At 42.7% G+C, this 18,065-nt stretch carries 19 protein-coding genes; 10 read left to right on the plus strand and 9 right to left on the minus strand.

The genetic code is table 11. The features are described 5' to 3' along the window. Nucleotides 1–142: 142 nt before the first annotated feature. Nucleotides 143–916 (minus strand): class I SAM-dependent methyltransferase, encoded by a 774-nt coding sequence (locus NSU11_RS01820; protein ID WP_206534114.1) that lies wholly within the window; start codon nt 914–916, stop codon nt 143–145. Between the two features lie 116 nt (nt 917–1,032). Between NSU11_RS01820 and NSU11_RS01825 the strand changes: the two genes are divergently transcribed. Beyond that, nucleotides 1,033–1,950, plus strand: coding sequence for a LysR substrate-binding domain-containing protein (locus NSU11_RS01825; protein ID WP_103132588.1), 918 nt, complete (start codon nt 1,033–1,035; stop codon nt 1,948–1,950). A gap of 243 nt (nt 1,951–2,193) precedes the next feature. Here the strand turns inward: NSU11_RS01825 and NSU11_RS01830 are convergent, their stop codons facing one another. Beyond that, nucleotides 2,194–2,979 (minus strand): carbon-nitrogen family hydrolase, encoded by a 786-nt coding sequence (locus tag NSU11_RS01830; protein ID WP_213404987.1) that lies wholly within the window; start codon nt 2,977–2,979, stop codon nt 2,194–2,196. 211 nt (nt 2,980–3,190) lie between these two features. On the opposite strand from NSU11_RS01830, the gene NSU11_RS01835 reads away from it, so the two are divergent. After that, entirely contained in the window at nt 3,191–4,147 is a 957-nt protein-coding gene (locus NSU11_RS01835) for an acetylxylan esterase (protein ID WP_342493766.1), read from the plus strand. A gap of 35 nt (nt 4,148–4,182) precedes the next feature. Here the strand turns inward: NSU11_RS01835 and NSU11_RS01840 are convergent, their stop codons facing one another. Beyond that, on the minus strand, nt 4,183–4,497 hold the full coding sequence (locus NSU11_RS01840) for a hypothetical protein (protein WP_024424319.1): 315 nt from the start codon (nt 4,495–4,497) through the stop codon (nt 4,183–4,185). A 92-nt stretch (nt 4,498–4,589) separates the two neighbouring features. On the opposite strand from NSU11_RS01840, the gene NSU11_RS01845 reads away from it, so the two are divergent. The 5 genes from NSU11_RS01845 (at nt 4,590) to NSU11_RS01865 (ending at nt 10,800) form a co-directional block, all read left to right on the plus strand. Continuing rightward, nucleotides 4,590–5,360: a nucleotidyltransferase domain-containing protein gene (locus NSU11_RS01845; protein WP_268478719.1), complete on the plus strand. Its 771-nt coding sequence runs from the start codon at nt 4,590–4,592 to the stop codon at nt 5,358–5,360. A gap of 161 nt (nt 5,361–5,521) precedes the next feature. After that, nucleotides 5,522–6,439, plus strand: a complete 918-nt coding sequence (locus NSU11_RS01850) for a proline dehydrogenase (RefSeq protein WP_024424317.1) — start codon at nt 5,522–5,524, stop codon at nt 6,437–6,439. 23 nt (nt 6,440–6,462) lie between these two features. Beyond that, a complete protein-coding gene (pruA, locus tag NSU11_RS01855; RefSeq protein WP_103132586.1) occupies nt 6,463–8,010 on the plus strand; it encodes an L-glutamate gamma-semialdehyde dehydrogenase in 1,548 nt (515 codons plus the stop codon). Between the two features lie 126 nt (nt 8,011–8,136). Further along, nucleotides 8,137–9,369 carry a helix-turn-helix domain-containing protein gene (locus NSU11_RS01860; RefSeq protein WP_024424315.1) on the plus strand — a complete coding sequence of 411 codons (1,233 nt, stop codon included), beginning with the start codon at nt 8,137–8,139 and terminating at the stop codon, nt 9,367–9,369. A gap of 132 nt (nt 9,370–9,501) precedes the next feature. After that, complete coding sequence (locus tag NSU11_RS01865; RefSeq protein WP_025092808.1) at nt 9,502–10,800, plus strand: arsenic transporter; 1,299 nt, start codon at nt 9,502–9,504, stop codon at nt 10,798–10,800. A gap of 117 nt (nt 10,801–10,917) precedes the next feature. Here NSU11_RS01865 and NSU11_RS01870 read toward each other — a convergent pair whose 3' ends face one another. Together NSU11_RS01870 and NSU11_RS01875 are read right to left on the minus strand one after the other, a co-directional pair. Continuing rightward, complete coding sequence (locus tag NSU11_RS01870; protein ID WP_034283291.1) at nt 10,918–11,595, minus strand: amino acid ABC transporter permease; 678 nt, start codon at nt 11,593–11,595, stop codon at nt 10,918–10,920. A 12-nt stretch (nt 11,596–11,607) separates the two neighbouring features. Beyond that, complete coding sequence (locus NSU11_RS01875) at nt 11,608–12,480, minus strand: transporter substrate-binding domain-containing protein (protein WP_024424312.1); 873 nt, start codon at nt 12,478–12,480, stop codon at nt 11,608–11,610. Nucleotides 12,481–12,662: 182 nt separating this feature from the next. Here NSU11_RS01875 and NSU11_RS01880 point away from each other — a divergent pair, with 182 nt between their 5' ends. Continuing rightward, nucleotides 12,663–12,992 carry a YckD family protein gene (locus NSU11_RS01880; protein WP_024424311.1) on the plus strand — a complete coding sequence of 110 codons (330 nt, stop codon included), beginning with the start codon at nt 12,663–12,665 and terminating at the stop codon, nt 12,990–12,992. A 45-nt stretch (nt 12,993–13,037) separates the two neighbouring features. Here NSU11_RS01880 and NSU11_RS01885 read toward each other — a convergent pair whose 3' ends face one another. Then, nucleotides 13,038–13,802, minus strand: coding sequence for an MBL fold metallo-hydrolase (locus tag NSU11_RS01885; protein WP_103132585.1), 765 nt, complete (start codon nt 13,800–13,802; stop codon nt 13,038–13,040). A 115-nt stretch (nt 13,803–13,917) separates the two neighbouring features. Here NSU11_RS01885 and NSU11_RS01890 point away from each other — a divergent pair, with 115 nt between their 5' ends. Together NSU11_RS01890 and NSU11_RS01895 are read left to right on the plus strand one after the other, a co-directional pair. Then, the gene (locus NSU11_RS01890) at nt 13,918–14,334 is read left to right on the plus strand and encodes an Lrp/AsnC family transcriptional regulator (RefSeq protein WP_025092811.1); all 417 of its coding nucleotides are present in this window, start codon (nt 13,918–13,920) and stop codon (nt 14,332–14,334) included. A 28-nt stretch (nt 14,335–14,362) separates the two neighbouring features. Continuing rightward, nucleotides 14,363–15,169 (plus strand): AAC(3) family N-acetyltransferase, encoded by an 807-nt coding sequence (locus NSU11_RS01895; RefSeq protein ID WP_103132584.1) that lies wholly within the window; start codon nt 14,363–14,365, stop codon nt 15,167–15,169. Nucleotide 15,170: 1 nt separating this feature from the next. On the opposite strand, the gene NSU11_RS01900 is transcribed toward NSU11_RS01895, so the two are convergent. From NSU11_RS01900 to NSU11_RS01910, 3 genes are all read right to left on the minus strand, one after another. Next, on the minus strand, nt 15,171–15,557 hold the full coding sequence (locus NSU11_RS01900; RefSeq protein WP_024427268.1) for a competence protein ComJ: 387 nt from the start codon (nt 15,555–15,557) through the stop codon (nt 15,171–15,173). Nucleotides 15,558–15,676: 119 nt separating this feature from the next. Next, entirely contained in the window at nt 15,677–17,374 is a 1,698-nt protein-coding gene (locus tag NSU11_RS01905) for a methyl-accepting chemotaxis protein (RefSeq protein WP_286098902.1), read from the minus strand. A 127-nt stretch (nt 17,375–17,501) separates the two neighbouring features. Continuing rightward, nucleotides 17,502–17,930 (minus strand): NucA/NucB deoxyribonuclease domain-containing protein, encoded by a 429-nt coding sequence (locus NSU11_RS01910; RefSeq protein WP_024424305.1) that lies wholly within the window; start codon nt 17,928–17,930, stop codon nt 17,502–17,504. Nucleotides 17,931–18,065 lie beyond the last annotated feature (135 nt).

The raw sequence follows: 18,065 nt of genomic DNA on the forward strand, positions 1-18,065 counted from the left end.
CCTCACCTATCTTCGTTCATTTATCATATAATAGAAACATAATCTAGTCGTGAAGAGAGACGTGTCACGAACATGAAAAGCCACCTGTGAAACAGTGAAGATTAAAAAAGTCTACCGGCGATGGTAGACTTTTTCTATCAGTTTAATGCTTGATTCCCTGAAGCAGTGCAGCTTTTAAACAGAAGGAAATGGGCTGATGCTGTGCATCGAATTGAAGCTGAAACAGCTGCTGTGTGTCAGAGTCTGCGGCTTGAAGGTGGGAAACGATCTCCTTTTGAATGTTCTCTGGCGTGCGTCCACGTATAATCCAGTCCTGATAATCAATATGCAGATCCCAGTAACGAATCTCTTTCTGAGTCAATTGGTTGTCATCGAAGAGCTCTTTCCATTCTGATAACGAGCTTTCCCGCACATGAGAAGGGTCTCTCAGTCTATTTAAGTGATTAATAAATGAATCTTGTGCAGGGTTTTCAGGTGCATAATGGTCGACGAGCAGAAATTGGCCGCCTTTTTTTAAGACTCGACTGATTTCCGACATGGCTGCCGGAAGGTTTGGAAAGTGGTGAGCAGCAAATCGGCACGTCACTAAATCAAATGATTCATCAGAGAAGGGCAATGCTTCTGCGGCTGCCTGCTCAAAAGTAATGTGGTTCAGGTGGCGTTCTTCCGCTAGTGCTGCTGCAATCTCGATCATTTTTTGCGTGACATCAATGCCGACCCCTTTAGAGATAACGTCTGAAAAGGAAAAAATGGTATGTCCTGCCGCGCAGCCAATATCAAGTAAATGCTCATGTCCCTTCGCATTTGCTGTTGATTTCATCCATTTCAGCTCTTCTCCGGCTGCAAATATAGGTGAATCTCGATAGTTCTCGGCATTTTGTGAAAATTGGTTTTCGGCTTTAGCATATGGATTCATTTCTTTTCCCCCTTTGTGGTCTCTTTATCGTAGAATTCCTTCTGTTATTTGTCTAAGACATAAAAGATATGACATGGATAGTTAAAACCTATGAGGTGATGAAAGTGGATATACGAATGATGGAATATGTCATTGAAGTGTACCGGCAGCAAAGTTTTACAAAAGCAGCGGATCAACTTCATATTGCACAGCCTTCTTTAAGCCAGCAAATGAAGAAGCTGGAAGAGGAATTAGACACACCGCTATTTATTCGAAAGTATGGACCAGTAACGCCCACACCTCAAGGGAGACGATTCATTAAAAGGGCTGAGAATATTTTGAAGGAAAGAGATGATTTGCTGCGTGAAATGGGAGAAGCAGCTTATGAAATCGGGAAAGAGCTGAACATTGGAGCGCCAGCAGTGACTGGGGGATATGTCTTGCCCGGTTTATTAAAAACCTTTTGTCAAACGTATCCCCATGTTCACGTTCAACTGATAGAAGAGTCTCCTCGTGAGCTCGAAAAACGACTATTGGCTGGAAAACTGGATTTGGCTATTTTATCTATGCCTGTCGAGCATGAATCATTGAAAACGAAACAAATGCTGACAGAGCCGCTCCTTCTTGCAGTTCCGCAAGCTGCTCAGCCATGGTTATCAGAGGAATTGAACGAGATCATCAAGCAAGCAGGGCAAAAAGCGTCCGGTCACGAAATCGTTCCCTTTCAGCTTCTTGAAGGTATCCCATTTATTATGCTGAAAGAGGGATACGGTTTTCGGCAAGTAGTCATGGAACTGTGCCGTCATCACGGTTTTCAGCCAAAAGCGGCTTTTGAAACAAGTCATATTCAAACAGCACAGGCATTGGTCAAAAACGAACTAGGTGTGACCGTTGTGCCGAAAATGGTGGCACAAGAGGATAGGGACGGGGTCATTTATTTACACATTGATTCATGCCCAACCCGCACACTTGTGTTTGCATATGTGGAAGAAAGGTATTTAACGAAAGCCGCTCAAGCCTTCATGGACCTTTATCAGAATCAAGGGAAAGCTTAAACAAACGTTTAATTAAACGCAAAAAGCAGGGGAGCACCCTGCTTTAAGATTGTTGACAAAGGGCTAAAATGATCTTGATTTTAGCCCTTTGTCTTCTTTTCAGCGTGATAGAAAACCTTTGCAGTCTAGGAAGGGCGAGTACAGGAGCGGAGCGAATTTGACATTCGTGAGCACCGGAGCGCAGACCTGACACCGAATGCGAGGGTTTGTCTACACGCTGAAAGCAGGGGGGCACCCTGCTTTTTAATATAAGTCCAGACGCTGATCCGTCATAACCGGAATTTGCTGTCTGACTTCATCCACCAGCTGAAGATCAATTTCCGCATAATAAATATCTTCGTCATCTTTTGTTTCAAGCAGGATGCGGCCGAGTGGATCAATTACCATAGAGTGTCCAGGGAATGCCGTGTCTCTGCTTGTGCCTGTTCTGTTCACAGCAATCATAAATGACTGGTTTTCAATCGCTCTTGCGATGAGCAGGCTGCGCCAATGGTCCACTCTTGCTGACGGCCATTGTGCCGTATTGACGAGCACCTTCGCTCCTTTGTTCACAAGTGTTCTGGAAAGCTGCGGGAAGCGGAGGTCATAGCAGATCATCGCACCAATTGTTACATCTTCACCATAGTCAAATAAACCAAGCTGATCACCAGCGGTTAAATAGTTGTGCTCATCCATTAAGCGGAATAAATGAATTTTATCATAATCTAACACAAGCTCACCTTGGCGGTTAAAAACATACATTGTGTTGGTAATGTGTTCATCTTCTGTCCGTTTATTTAATACACTGCCTGCGATGAGATACACTTGGTGCTTCCGTGCAAAGGAGGAAAAGAGCTGTTTTGTGCGTTCACCGTTTATATCCGCAAGCTGATCGGCTTGTTCAAGGGCGTAGCCGGTATTCCACATTTCGGGTAAAATGATCAGATCAGGCTGCTCGCGGACCGCATCTTCTAAAAACGCTTCTGCTTTTTTAAAATTCACTTCAGGTTCTCCAATTTGTACGTCCATTTGGACAAGGGCGATTTTCATATGGGTTCCTCCTTTATTCGCTATATGTCATGTGAAAATCATGAATGTATGTAATGGTTTATTCTAGTCTTCAAGGCCAGTTTCTTTATCATAAAGGTTTCCATCATCTTTGCCAATAGAAATGTCAGAAGGTTTTGTTAAATGACTTTCTCAATTAAGAAATGAGTGGTATGATACCTATAACTAATAAAACAAAGGGGAATAGTATGATATGCAATTGTTCGATTTATCACTAGAAGAGCTAAAAAAATATAAACCAAAGAAAACTGCACGTCCTGATTTCTCAGACTTTTGGAAGAAATCGCTCGAAGAACTGCGCCAAGTGGAGGCAAAGCCATCACTTGAACCGTATGACTATCCAGTGAAAGGCGTCAAGGTGTACCGCCTGACATATCAAAGCTTTGGACATTCTAAAATTGAAGGCTTTTATGCTGTACCTGATCAATCTGGCCCGCATCCAGCGCTCGTTCGTTATCATGGCTATAATGCCAGCTATGACGGCGGCATTCACGACATCGTCAACTGGGCGCTCCACGGCTATGCCACATTTGGTATGCTCGTCCGCGGTCAAGGCGGCAGTGAAGATCAGACAGTGACACCAGGCGGTCACGCTTTGGGGTGGATGACAAAAGGCATTTTATCAAAAGAGACCTACTATTATCGCGGTGTTTATTTAGATGCGGTTCGTGCACTCGAAGTCATTCAGTCCTTCCCTGAAGTGGATAAACATCGGATCGGCGTAATTGGTGGAAGCCAGGGAGGCGCATTAGCGGTAGTAGCTGCAGCCCTTTCAGATATTCCGAAGGTCGTCGTGGCAGATTACCCTTATTTATCAAACTTTGAGCGTGCAGTGGATGTGGCATTGGAGCAGCCTTATTTAGAAATCAATTCGTACTTTCGGAGAAATAGTGACCCGGAAGTGGAAGAAAAGGCATTTGAGACATTAAGCTATTTTGACTTAATCAATTTAGCTGGATGGGTCAAACAGCCAACATTGATGGCGATCGGTCTGATTGACAAAATTACCCCGCCATCTACTGTGTTTGCGGCATACAACCATTTAGAAACAGATAAAGACCTAAAGGTATATCGCTATTTTGGACACGAGTTTATCCCGGCTTTTCAAACAGAGAAGCTCTCCTTCTTACAAAAGCATTTGCTCAAATAAAAGAAAAAAGAGGCCGCTCTAGGAGGGCCTCTTTTTTAATAACTCGTATTTTGTCTCGTTTTTTCATCAGGTACTAACGCGGTGATAATAAGGGCAAGAGCTGTGATGATATGAAGGATGAATCCAAGTATCGGAATCCAGGCGAGGCAGGATGTGATAATTCCAATGATGCTGCCAATCATTGGTCCTTGGTCTCGCTTCGATAAGACGAGTGTGATAATATGCAGAATAAGCATGACCATGAGCGGTGAATAGCCATTGCTAATAATAAATAGTCCTCCGATGACAGGGATGGCAAGACAGGCTTCAAAAATCCCGGTGATCCATTTCATGATGCGAGATATAGACATGAGATCCAACTCCTTTTTCATATATGTCTTATTCGTATTTTACCAAAACGTGAAGAAGTCATGCAGATTTCTATAGAAAGAGTTGATGGATGATGAGAGAGAGAATCAAGGAAGAGCTGAAAATCATCGAAGAAACGTATGACGTAAAAATTTGCCTCGCGGTTGAATCAGGCAGCAGAGCATGGGGATTCCCCTCGACTGATAGTGATTACGATGTCCGTTTTTTATATGTTCCTCGAAAAGAATGGTATTGGGCAATGGAAGAACATCGTGATGTCATTGAACGGCCGATTGATGATGTGCTTGATATCAGCGGCTGGGAGCTTAGAAAGGCACTTCGCTTATTCAATAAATCGAATCCGTCCATCATGGAATGGCTGTCTTCTGACATCATCTATGCTGAATCTTTCTCTTTGGCAAAGCAGCTAAGAGAATTAAAGGATCGAGCGTTTTATCCTGCAGCATTGATGTATCATTACCTCAATATGGCGAAGCGGAATGAAAGCCGGCATTTACGAGGAGAGCAGGTGCGAATCAAGAAGTATTTCTATGTGCTTCGTCCGCTGCTTGCCTGTCAGTGGATTGAACGATACCGGACGGTTCCGCCGATGGACTTTCATGAACTGCTCGAAGAACTAGTGGAGAAAGGTCCGCTTTTAGCGGAAATCCATGAGCTGCTCAAACGTAAAATGGACGGAGAAGAAATGGATGTAGAGAACCGCCTCGCTTATGTCCATCCATTTATCGACAAAGAGCTCACGCGATTTGATGAATTGGTGAAAAGCTACAATCAGCCGAAAGACAACCTGTTGCAAGAATTAAATGAGCTGCTGCAGTCTACCCTTGATGAGGTGTGGGCGTAAGCAGGGAAGAGCCAGCCGGATCACGGCAGGCTCTTTTTTATCTCTTATTGTGATAAAACCACAAAAAAAGTCAGAATTTTTGTCATCTTCAAATATTGTAGCGGACAGCTTATGAGCTTTACAATAAAGACATAGCTTACAAAGAGTGGGAGGTGCCCTTTATGGAGTCGGTCACAAGAAATTTCTTCTTGTTTTTGTCAAAGAGCAGTCTCTTGAACCATATTGCTCGTAATTGGGGAAGTGCTGTTGCATCTAAGAAAATCATCGGAGGGAAGGATTTTGAGAGTGCCATCCCTGTCATAAAACGATTAAATGACCAAGGAATGGCTGTGACAGTTGATCACCTTGGTGAGTTTGTTACAAAGGCAGAGATTGCCAATGAACGGACGACTGAGTGTATTCAAACCATTCAGCGGATTGCTGAGTCGGGACTCAATTCCCATGTGTCACTCAAAATGACATCACTTGGCCTGGATATTGACGATGACCTTGTGTATCACAATATGAAACGTATTTTAGATACGGCAGAGAAACACCGTATCATGGTGACAATCGATATGGAGGATGAACAGCGCTGTCAAAAAACGCTGGACATTTTTAAAGAGATGAAATCTCAATATGAGTATGTCAGTACGGTCTTGCAGGCGTATTTGTACAGAACAGAAAAGGATCTTGATGACCTAAATGAGCTGCAGCCATTTTTAAGACTTGTAAAGGGTGCCTATAAGGAATCCGCCGAAGTGGCGTATCCAAACAAAAAAGATGTCGATCTGAATTATCAAAAGCTGATCGAAAAGCAATTGCTCTCAGGGAACTATACAGCCATTGCGACACATGACGATCAAATGATCGAGTTCACAAAAAATATTGTGAAAAAACACAATATACAGACAAGTCAGTTCGAATTTCAAATGCTGTACGGCATGAGATCAGAAACGCAGCAGGCACTTGTGAAAGAAGGCTATCAAATGAGGGTCTATACTCCGTATGGACGAGAGTGGTATGGCTACTACATGAGACGCCTTGCAGAACGGCCGGCAAACATTGCCTTTGCTTTAAAAGGGATGACGAGAAAATAATTTGAAACGGGAGCGTGACAAAAATGACAACACCTTACAAGCATGAACCATTCACGGATTTTAGCCAGGAAGAAAACCGCAAAGCGTTTGAACAAGCATTAGCTAAAGTAACAGAATCACTTGGTCAAACCTATCCGCTCGTGATTAATGGAGAAAGAATTGAAACGAAAGACAAGATTGTTTCGATCAATCCAGCGAAAAAGGATGAAGTGGTTGGAACCGTATCAAAGGCCGGGAAGGAAGAGGCAGAGCAGGCGGTTCAAGCAGCAGCGAAAGCATTCGAAACATGGCGCTACACGTCTCCAGAAGAAAGAGCTGGCGTATTATTCCGAGCTGCGGCAAGCATTCGCCGTAAAAAGCATGAGTATTCAGCCCTTCTTGTCAAAGAAGCAGGTAAGCCTTGGAATGAAGCAGATGCAGATACAGCAGAAGCGATTGACTTCCTAGAATATTATGCCCGTCAAATGCTGGAGCTGGCAAAAGGCAAACCAGTGAACAGCCGCGAAGGCGAACGCAATCAATATGTTTACACACCAACTGGCGTGACGCTCGTGATTCCGCCGTGGAACTTCTTGTTTGCGATCATGGCAGGAACAACAGTAGCCCCAATCGTCACTGGGAATACAGTTGTTTTAAAACCCGCAAGTGCGACGCCTGTCATTGCAGCCCGTTTTGTGGAAGAGCTTGAGCAAGCCGGTCTTCCAAAGGGCGTTGTCAACTTTGTACCAGGAAGCGGAGCAGAGGTCGGGGATTACTTAGTAGATCATCCGAAAACAAGCCTGATTACATTCACTGGATCAAGAGAAGTAGGGACACGTATCTTTGAACGCGCGGCAAAAGTGCAGCCAGGCCAGCAGCATTTAAAACGTGTCATTGCTGAAATGGGCGGTAAGGATACAGTGGTTGTCGATGAGGATGCAGATGTTGAATTAGCGGCTAATGCCATTTTCACATCAGCCTTCGGATTTTCAGGTCAGAAATGTTCAGCTGGATCTCGGGCTGTCGTCCATGAGAAGCTGTATGACCAAGTGGTTGAGCGAGTGAAGGAAATCACAGAAACGAAAACAACAGCCAACCCACTTTCTGCCGATGTTTACATGGGACCTGTCATTGATCAAGCGTCCTTTGACAAGATCACGGATTATATCGAGGTTGGCAAACAGGAAGGCCGCTTAGTCACTGGCGGAACGAGTGATGATTCGGAAGGATACTTTATCCACCCGACCATTTTTGCAGATCTTGAGCCAACTTCCCGTTTAATGCAAGAAGAAATCTTTGGACCAGTCTTGGCTTTCTCGAAAGTCTCTAGCTTTGATGAGGCACTTGAGGTAGCCAACAACACAGAATACGGTTTAACAGGTGCTGTCATTACGAATAATCGTGATCACATCAACCTTGCGAAGCAGGAGTTCCATGTAGGGAACCTTTACTTTAACCGTAACTGCACAGGTGCCATCGTTGGTTATCACCCATTCGGCGGCTTCAAAATGTCAGGAACGGATTCAAAAGCAGGCGGTCCAGATTACCTAGCTCTGCACATGCAGGCAAAAACGATTAGTGAAATGTTTTAATATGGAAAAAGCATGAACCTGCACTGACGGGTTCATGCTTTTTTTGCCTGCTTGCGACTTGTTTCTATACAAATCTGACTGGAAAGAAGTATGATAAATGTATCACTTAATCAGGGAGCAATCGGGATGGAAGAGATATTAGAAAAGCTTCATACATTTTTTGATGTCGATAAATTAATTGCATTTATTAGCGGCTATTTAAAAAAACCAGTCATTTTAGAAAGCACAGAGTGTCAGCTCCTTGCTTATAATTCTTACAGCATTCAGCAGTTTGACCCAGTCAATCAGCAAACGATTTTCTCCAAGGAATGTCCGGGGTCTGTGGTCGATTGGTTAAAGAAAACAGGGGTAATTGAGCGGCTTCACAAGGAGTCAAAGCCTTTTTATGTGAGCGGCCATGACGAGCTCGGATTTAATCGGCGGGTGGCTGTGAGCGCCAAGCATAAACAAGAGGTAGTAGGCTTTATTTGGGTGCAGGACATTGAGGACTCCCTCTCTCAGGAGGAGCTGCAATTTTTACACGAAGCTTCCTTTCAGGTTGGAAAAGTGATTTATAAGAATAAGAAACAGCTTGAGAAAAAGGAAGGCAAGATTGAAGAGTTTTTCAAAAAGGTCATGGATGATCATTTTTATACAGAAGAAGAGCTGAAATGGGAGGCTGAGAACTTAAGCATTCCACTGCCAGCCGTATTTACCGTTATGGTCGTGCACGCTGCCGATAACAAAAGTGAGACGGCAGAAGATGTGAAGGATGTCATTCGAACGTATTTGCAGCTAGAGGATAAAGTGAATCACGTCTATTCGGTTCAAGCAGATATTGTCGTTATATTAGGCAGCCTGTCAGACCGGCACTCACCGAAAGCGACTGCCGCTGATGTCATCGCACATCTGCAATCAAAAACGAATGCACATCCTTCCCCTTTGTATATTGGGATGGGAAGAGAGTACCGTGATGTCATGAAAATGAGTACAAGTCGATTTGAAGCGATAGAGGTCGTCAAGGCAGTAAAAATTGTCGGAGGGCAAGAACTGATTCCATATGATTATGAGAATTTAGGGGTCTTCCGGTTTTTAGACTCTATTTACAGCCATCAAAAAAAGAAAAACGACTTCAATCCAGATTTGTTACGCTTGAAGGAAAAAGACCGCGAGAGTCAAACCTCATTTTTAAAAACGCTGGAAGTCTACTTATTGAATAACTGCAAGCTAAAACCAGCAGCGGAGCAGTTGTTTATTCATCAAAATACATTAAACTATCGAATGAAACAGATTTTTGACATGACTTCGATCGACTTAAGTCATTTTAGCCAGAGATGTGAGTTATTTATTGAATTGATGCTGATGAAAAAAGATCAATAATGATGATGGAATCCGCAGGTGCACAGGATCACCTGCGGGTTTTCATGTGACATGCGAAAATGGCATACAACTGATGCATTTCGTTGTATGATAGATAAAGATTTTATGAGAAAAGTGAAAGGGGGGCCACCTTTGGGATCAGTCACCTTAGCCATTTTGATTTTCATCATGACCCTCGTCCTTGTCATTTGGCAGCCAGGACGTGTCACCATAGGATGGTCAGCGTGTGGAGGCGCCATTCTTGCACTTGCCTTTGGTGTCGTTCATCTAGGCGATGTGTGGGAAGTCACGCAAATTGTATGGAACGCGACCTTTGCCTTTATTGGCATTATTATCATTTCGTTAATTTTAGATGAGATCGGTTTTTTTGAATGGGCTGCACTGCATATGGCAAAAGCCGCAAGAGGCAACGGTGTCCGCATGTTTATTTACTTAACATTGCTCGGCGCTGTTGTAGCTGCTTTTTTTGCCAACGATGGAGCGGCATTGATCTTGACCCCAATCGTTTTATCTGTGGTGAGAGCGTTGAAGCTGGATGAGCGCATGGTGCTGCCTTTTGTGATGGCAAGCGGTTTTATTGCAGACACAACCTCCTTGCCATTTGTCATTAGTAACCTGGTCAATATCGTATCAGCCGACTATTTTCATATTGGTTTTCTAGAATATACAGCGAATATGTTCGTGCCAAACCTTGTGTCGCTTGGAGCGAGCATGCTGGTTCTGTATGTATTTTACCGAAAGCTTATCCCAAAAACCTACGATCTGTCACAGGCAAAGGAACCGGCGTCAGCTATTCGAGATATCCGTATGTTCCGCTTGTCTTGGTATGTGCTCGGCTGTCTGCTTGTGGGTTATTTTGCGGGGGAACTGATCGGTATTCCAGTGTCCATCATCGTAGGCGGGATTGCCCTTGCTTTCTTGTGGCTGGCGAGAAGAAGTCCACAAGTAGCGACAAAGCGAGTGATCAAAGAAGCGCCGTGGTCCATTGTGTTTTTCTCGATCGGTATGTATGTCGTCGTATATGGACTGAAAAATGTCGGTCTTACAGAAATATTGGCGGCATGGATTGAACAAGGGGCTTCACATGGCTTGCTTGCAGGAACGATGTTTATGGGCGTGCTTGCCGCAGTGCTGTCCTCTGTGATGAACAATCTGCCGACCGTTTTAATTGATGCGATTGCCATTGGACATACAGATACAGCAGGTGTCATGAGAGACGGACTGATTTATGCCAATGTCATCGGCTCCAACCTTGGACCGAAAATGACCCCAATCGGCTCATTGGCGACATTGCTGTGGCTTCATGTCTTAAAGAAAAAAGGCGTCCATATCTCTTGGGGGGCGTACATGAAAGCCGGGATCATCCTGACCATCCCAACCTTGATTCTCACATTACTCGGGTTATATGTATGGTTATGGCTTATTCATTAATTATCGTGCAGACAAATCCTCGCATTCGCCCGCAGGTCTGCGCTCCGGTGATTAGGGCTGCAAAGGTTTTCTATCACGCTGAAAAAGAGCAGATCCATGAGATCTGCTCTTTTTTTGCTACAGATATTTCGCATAGCGTTTTTCTAAAAAGTCCTGAAGCAATGAGACGACACTGCAAATGCCCCAGTAAATGAGTGCGACCAAAATATACATGGTCATATAATCGAATTCTCGTCCGCCTACAATTTTTGCTTGCTGGAAGAGCTCTGGTACAGTAATCATTGCTGCCAGTGAGGAAGCTTTGATTAAATCGAGCATGACATTGGTCAATGGCGGCAGGGCGATGCGGACGGATTGAGGCAAAATGACACCACGCATCGTTTGCCAATAGCTGAGACCTAATGATTTAGCAGCTTCCACCTGTCCACTTGGAACAGAGGAGAGAGCCGCCCGGTTAATTTCTGCAATATAGGCAGCACTATTAAAGCTGAACCCAATAATGGCGGCAGTGACCGCTGTGAACTCAATGCCGATATAGGGGAATCCAAAATAGAGAATAAACAAAATCACCAGAATGGGCACGCCTCGCATGAATGAGATATACAGTCGTGCAGGCAGCCGAAGAATCCATGAATTCGCCATCCTGGCAAGAGCGATAAAAAAGCCAAGAATGGTACCAAAAAACATGCTCACAAAGGAAATGAGCAGCGTCAGCCAGATGCCTTTCATAACAAACGGAAATGACGCCTTTGCCAGTGCAGGATTAAATATATATTCTAAATGAATATCTCCCACGATTGCAGCTCCTTATTTGGAAATGTCGACATCTTCGACATCAGCATCAATTTTCTTAGAGACGTCTGCATGATTAAAGAATTTCTCAGAAATCTTTTTCATTGTTCCGTCTTTTTTCATGTCGCCTAATACACGATTTAATTCTTTTTGAAGCTCTTTGTTGTCCTTCTTCATAACAAAACCTTGTTCATTCGGCATGTACTTCAAGTCAGGGTGAATCGTAATATTTAGTTTAGGAAATGCAGCAAGAGCCAGTGTCTGCAAGTAATAATCATTTAGAATGACATCTGTACGGCCGTTTGCAACATCCTTTAAGTATTGCTCGTTTGTCGCATTATCATAAATGACTTCCTTTGCACCGTACTTACGAGCAACATCCATATAAATCGTTGTGGCAGCCCCTGCTGCTTTCTTTCCTTTTAAATCTTTTAAAGTTTTAATGCCAGATAAATCATCTTTCCGAACGATAGCTGTTCCGTAGGAATATTTATAAGGGGTTGAAAAGGCAAACTTGTCTTTTCTGTCATCTGTGATGTCGATATCATTTGCAGCGGCATCCACTTGACCAGAATTAATGGCGCTCAGCATCCCATCATAGCCCATTTCTTTAAATTCTACTTTCACATCAAGACGTTTAAACGCTTCTTTGACGACTTCTACTTCATAGCCAGTTAATTGATCCTTGCCATTAGAAGTATCATGATAAGAAGTTGGATAAAGGGTGCCTGAAGTTGCAACCACGATTTTCCCTTTCTTTTTAATCTGATCCCACTTTGTGTCTTCAGATTGAGATGAGCCTGATTGACTGCAAGCAGACATGATAAGGATGAAAGCAGATACAACAAGCATGATCCATATAGGTTTTTTATGATAAAAACGACTCATTTAAGAATCCTCCTCTATTTTTTATACAAAACAAAACATAGCACGCTTTCTCTATAAGGACAACGTTTTCAGAAGAAAAGTGAAAAAGTAAGAATATTTTAAGCAATTTGCGTGTTAGAAATAATGTATAAAAAAGGAAAGCGAGCGCAAAATAAAGGCGAATAAAGGAGGGAACAACAATGATGAAAAAAATAAGTAGTTTGATCATCTTGTCGATGATGCTGTTATTTGGTTTTCATATAGAAACGGCTCATGGAGAAACACCTCAAATGGAAAAGCGCCCGGTGACACATCAAGTGAAATTAACAGCAGAACAACAAAAACAAATTGAAATCCTTGAGCAGCAAATTCTTTCTAAGCGAAAAGAAGTCATTGAGAAATATGTACAGTACGGCGTGTTAACAAAGGAACAAGGCACACACATCACGAAACGAATGGATGAGCATTACACTCATTTGAAAAAGAACGGATTTGTTCCATTGCTGAAAAAACCACAGCACCATCGCCCATGATAATGATGAAACCGGCAGCTTTAAGTGCCGGTTTTTTATTGTCGATCAGAAGGTGAGACTTTCCCCATCTTGAGGGACAAAAATGGCTTGATCTGCATGATGCTCTTGAACGTAAGCTTCTAAAGCAGCTCTTGTTAACAGGCAATGATTCACTGCTTCAAGATGACAGACGACAATTTGAGCTTTTGGCTGAGAACGGTGAATGTCTAGAATCTCTTCCTTGGTCATTGTAATAGGATCGCCTTCTAAAAATTGAGCAGCCCCGCTATTGACCACAATGACGTCTGGCTTGCTTGTATTCACAACCTCTTTCGGTTCATCACACCAAATGGTATCACCTGCAATATAAAGGGTAGGTTCATCAGGGTGAGAGAAAACAAAACCGCTCACCTGCCCCATCCGCTTCGCCGTTTCTCCCGTCCCATGCTGTCCGCCTGTACGTTTAATATGAACGCCGCAAATGTCCATTTCATCTTCAATGCACGTGACATGCTGAAATCCAGCTTCTTCAACTTCTTTTCGATCCTTCTCCGATTGAGTATAAATTGGTTGATCCTGAGCTAATTTCCTTTTGGCCTCGTCGTCAAAGTGATCCACATGTAAATGAGAGAGTAAGACAGCATCTGGGTGTAACAGACTGTCTAAATCTATATTTACAGGAAGCTCCACAATAGGATTGTTCAAATGTTGATTGGCTGTATGAGGGAACGGTGGATATGTTCCTTTTGCTGCTAAAAAGGGATCGATTAAAAAAGTTGCATGACCATAGTGAAGGTATAAAGTAGCATTGCGAATGAGTGTAATTTTCATAAAAAGGCCTCCTTTTTTTCTGATTAAGTTTACAGTATATTAAAAGAGTTCTACGTGACAGAGGATTATGAAAGTTTTTTGGCAGAAGGGCTTGATTTTTGAAAGAGGTGAGCCAATGCTAGACCAAACAGATATGAATATTTTAAAAGAACTATCAAAGAACAGCCGATTAACGATGAAAGCTCTAGGTGAAAAAGTTCATTTAACCGGCCAAGCTGTTGCAAATCGGGTGTTAAAGCTAGAAGAAGAAGGCGTGATTGAAGCATATACCATTTCAATTGATTGGCAGACACAAAAGACGATTCAAACCTTTTTGCAGCTATATACCCGTAGTCATCATCATGAACCACTTCTGTCGTTTCTTTATAAAAAGGAAGAAATCAAAAATTTGTTCAAAATAAGTGGTGAAGGCTGTTATATGGCTGAAGGACATTTCTCCAGTCATGATGAACTTGATCAGTTTTTAACGGAGCTGACGAATTACGCAAATTACAAACTGTCTATTGCGGTTAAACGTCTCATTCATCAGTAATAGAAGAGACGCAGGAGGAAAAGGAACGATGCAAAAATTAATCGAAAATCAAGCTGAACCGATGACAAAGGAAAGAATCAAAGCAGACTTGGTTCAACTTGGTGTGAAAAAGGGCATGATTTTATGTGTTCATTCATCTTTATCATCAATCGGCTGGGTAAACGGAGGCGCTGTAGCCGTCATACAAGCATTGATGGAAACCTTAACAGAAGAAGGGACACTGATTATGCCGGCACAAACGTTAGAGCTTTCTGATCCCGCCGATTGGATCGATCCGCCTGTTCCTTATTCATGGTGGAAATCGATCAAAGAAACAATGCCCGCATTTGACCCAGCTTACACGACACCAGCAGCAATGGGAAAGGTGGCGGAAACATTTTGGAAATACCCAGGCGTGGCGAGAAGCAATCATCCCCATTTTTCATTCACCGCCTGGGGGAAAAGAAAACATGAAATTCTGAAACACCATGCACTTTCCTTTGGATTAGGAGAGCAGTCACCTCTTGGCCGCATGTATGATCTTCATGCTCAAGTGCTGCTGCTTGGTGCATCATTTGAGAGCATGACAGCTTTTCATCTAGCTGAATACCGAATCCCTCAACAGGACCTCATGACAAGAGGGGCCCCTATTTTAGAGAATGGGTGGAGGATATGGAAAGAGTACCAAGATATCATCACAAGAGAAGAACTATTTGAACAGATTGGCCGTGATTTTCTGCAATCAGGAGGCATCCATCAGCACAATCAAATTGGACTTGCCAGTTCATATTTACTGCCCATGAGAGAATCGGTAGACTATGCGGAACAGTGGCTTGATTTATATGATCAGTCGTAATCTACACTGTTTGGAAATTTACATAATAAACGTCTTGATCAGGCTGCTGTGAGGTGTAGCAGGTAAGCTGGTAGTTTCCTTTTGGAATGGAAAAAGACAGCACGTTGGCCATGACGCTTGTGATATAAACTTGGTCACTTGTAAGCGTAAAGGGAACTGTTATGGCTCTATCAACCGAGACTTGGGGCTCATCGCTATTTAATGTCACAATAATAGACGCCTTTCCATTATTGATCCCTTCAAAGGAAACTCCTTGATCTCCTGTTGCAAATCCTTGAAGAATGTCCTCATCTGTCCAATCAATAACAGGTGGTGTTTCGCTTCCGGTGTATACCGTGATTTGGTGGTAGGAGATAGATAGGGAATAGGCTTGATTTAAGTGATTCATATAAAAAACTCCTTTATTTATGGATTTTCGTTGGAACGTGAATGGTTAAAGAGTGATTCTTGAGGAGAAAGTTAGGCAGCAAGACGATTGTCGCCGTCTTGCGCTATTTGGTGTGGGATCTAGATGTGAAATTGCGAGACCATTGCTTTTAAATCTCCTGCTAAATGGGCAAGCGCTTCTGATGAAGCTGTTACTTCTTCCATTGCAGCAAATTGTTCTTCTGTTAAACCGGCTACTTGCTGTGAATGTTCACTCGTTCGTTTCACGCCTTCTGTAATAGACGTAAAAGACTGTTTCGCATCGTTTGTATAAGCTGCGATTTTTTGTGATGCACTTGATAAATGCTTAATGCCATTCGCCATTTCTCTCATCGACTGCTGGATATCATGAAATGATTCCTCTGTATGAGAGATAAGTACAGCCCCTTGAGCCGCTTCCTCTCTTACTCGTTTGATGGCATTCGTCGAATGAGTCATCTCTTTTTGTATTTCAGAAATGAGATGGGAAATCATGTTTGATGATGCTTGAGATTCTTCTGCAAGCTTTCTCACTTCGTCTGCGACAACAGCAAATCCTTTTCCGTGCTCACCTGCCCGTGCTGCTTCAATTGCTGCATTAAGAGCTAGCAGGTTTGTCTGGCTGGCGATATCTGTAATGACTTTGGAAATATGATCAATTTCAGCTGAACGTGTTTCCAATGCTTGAATCGCTGTACCATTTTCTTCAATTGATTTGGCAATAGACGTCATTTGTGAATGAACTTCACCGATATTGTGTACACCTTTTTGGGCCACTTCTTGTGCGGAGTGACTTCTTGAAGCCATTTGTCCTGCATTTTCAGTGATGTTTGCCAGCTCGTTTGATACTTGAATCATTGTGTGCTCACTGGCTGTCATTTGAGCTGATTGTTCTTCTGATGATTGTGCTACTTCTTGGATCGTGTGGGTGATTTTTTCTGACGCTGCACTCGTTTCTTCTGCGCTAGCTGACAGCTGCTCAGAGGATGTGGCCACTAATTCAGACGTGTTCATGACATTTAGAATGGTTTGATTTAATTTTTCACGCATCTTATTGAAATGGCCAGCCAGATCAGACAATTCATCACCAGCAGTATCCGTCACATTGATGGTTAAATCACCTTCGCCTGCACTCTTAATGGCAGAAGCCATATGCTTGAGACGTGCCTGAATCCGCTTAGTGAAAATAGAAATAATGATGACCGAAACGATCAGACTTAACAAAAGGACGATGACAAATTGTATATAGAATGACTGAAGCATTTGTGAAACCATGCTTTGATTGGCGCCAGTATAAAAAATACCAATTGTTTCGCCTGCTTCATTTTTGATCGGCATATAAGCCGTTTGATAGTCTTTCCCGGCAACATTTGCAGTGCCGTAATAGTTTTCTCCTTTATCTAAAACAGTGGTCTTCACTTCAGGAGAGACTTCTGTACCTACAGCTCGTTTCCCGTTTAACATGACATTCGTAGCAACGCGGGTATTTCCTTGAAAAATCGTGATGGTATCACCGGTATATTCGGCTAATTGGTCAACCAATGTGTCATGATCATTCATTTGCGTATTTCCTTTGAATAGCTTGTCCTCTTTAATCTGCCACGAGCCTTCTACTTTTTCATTCAGGTAGGCGTAGCCTAGTTTTAAATCACCTTTTGCTTTTTCAGTTGCCATTTGCTTGATGTTTTCTGTCATCTCGCGATTCACCACATAACCAACAACTGCGGAAAAGATGATGAGGACACTTAAAAAGATCAGCAAAATTTTGGCGCCAAGCCTCAGTTTTCCCTTTTTCTTCATGCTTTTTAACTCCTTTAGGTATAAGGTAGGATATCCCTCCTTAAGGATTATCGGCATGAAAAAAGTGTTTAAAATACCTGCATGCAGTCATGTGAAAATTTTTTTAATATAGAAAAGGGAAAGGCTGCTAATCAATGATAAATTGAATTCTTGTGCCGTCAGGATCATCCGATAATTGATGACTTACCCACGAGCCTGCGCCTCTATTATCAGAAGGGCGTACATATTTGACAGAAGCTCCTGTGCCTCCTTCTTTGCACATTGCCATTGGCCATTCGTCACGATCATACCCGCGCTTTGTTGGAACGCCATGTAATGATCGATCCCTCTGCTCATCACTATGTTTACGGTCAATTGTACAAATGGATGAATGACCTTCATCAATGGCTTCTTCTATGTGCTTGGCTGTTTCGGGATAGCGGTCTGATGGAAAATGAATCGTTTTGTCATAAGATGAATTCGCTGTCTCTTGTTTCCCTTGCTCCAGCTGGATATAGCCTGTTGCTACACCAATAACAATCAATAAAAGCAAGAGAATCATTTTAAGAAGTTTCATAGGTGCTGGCTCTCTTTCTTGTTTGCGTATTTTGTAAACAGAAGTATAGCAGAATTACTTACCAATTTCTCCTGGTTTTGAAAAAACGCCTTTTAAAATTCAAAAAACAGATTTTACTTGATTTCTTGTTTTTCA

It is taken from the genome of Bacillus sp. FSL R5-0712, assembly GCF_038593285.1.
In the GTDB taxonomy this organism is placed as follows: Bacteria; Bacillota; Bacilli; order Bacillales; family Bacillaceae; genus Bacillus; species Bacillus safensis.

Coding starts and splice junctions, on each gene's coding strand:
- NSU11_RS01820 (WP_206534114.1), bottom strand. CDS start 916: ATGAATCCATATGCTAAAGCCGAAAACCAATTTTCACAAAATGCCGAG.
- NSU11_RS01825 (WP_103132588.1), top strand. CDS start 1,033: ATGATGGAATATGTCATTGAAGTGTACCGGCAGCAAAGTTTTACAAAA.
- NSU11_RS01830 (WP_213404987.1), bottom strand. CDS start 2,979: ATGAAAATCGCCCTTGTCCAAATGGACGTACAAATTGGAGAACCTGAA.
- NSU11_RS01835 (WP_342493766.1), top strand. CDS start 3,191: ATGCAATTGTTCGATTTATCACTAGAAGAGCTAAAAAAATATAAACCA.
- NSU11_RS01840 (WP_024424319.1), bottom strand. CDS start 4,497: ATGTCTATATCTCGCATCATGAAATGGATCACCGGGATTTTTGAAGCC.
- NSU11_RS01845 (WP_268478719.1), top strand. CDS start 4,590: ATGAGAGAGAGAATCAAGGAAGAGCTGAAAATCATCGAAGAAACGTAT.
- NSU11_RS01850 (WP_024424317.1), top strand. CDS start 5,522: ATGGAGTCGGTCACAAGAAATTTCTTCTTGTTTTTGTCAAAGAGCAGT.
- pruA (WP_103132586.1), top strand. CDS start 6,463: ATGACAACACCTTACAAGCATGAACCATTCACGGATTTTAGCCAGGAA.
- NSU11_RS01860 (WP_024424315.1), top strand. CDS start 8,137: ATGGAAGAGATATTAGAAAAGCTTCATACATTTTTTGATGTCGATAAA.
- NSU11_RS01875 (WP_024424312.1), bottom strand. CDS start 12,480: ATGAGTCGTTTTTATCATAAAAAACCTATATGGATCATGCTTGTTGTA.
- NSU11_RS01880 (WP_024424311.1), top strand. CDS start 12,663: ATGAAAAAAATAAGTAGTTTGATCATCTTGTCGATGATGCTGTTATTT.
- NSU11_RS01885 (WP_103132585.1), bottom strand. CDS start 13,802: ATGAAAATTACACTCATTCGCAATGCTACTTTATACCTTCACTATGGT.
- NSU11_RS01890 (WP_025092811.1), top strand. CDS start 13,918: ATGCTAGACCAAACAGATATGAATATTTTAAAAGAACTATCAAAGAAC.
- NSU11_RS01895 (WP_103132584.1), top strand. CDS start 14,363: ATGCAAAAATTAATCGAAAATCAAGCTGAACCGATGACAAAGGAAAGA.
- NSU11_RS01900 (WP_024427268.1), bottom strand. CDS start 15,557: ATGAATCACTTAAATCAAGCCTATTCCCTATCTATCTCCTACCACCAA.
- NSU11_RS01905 (WP_286098902.1), bottom strand. CDS start 17,374: ATGAAGAAAAAGGGAAAACTGAGGCTTGGCGCCAAAATTTTGCTGATC.
- NSU11_RS01910 (WP_024424305.1), bottom strand. CDS start 17,930: ATGAAACTTCTTAAAATGATTCTCTTGCTTTTATTGATTGTTATTGGT.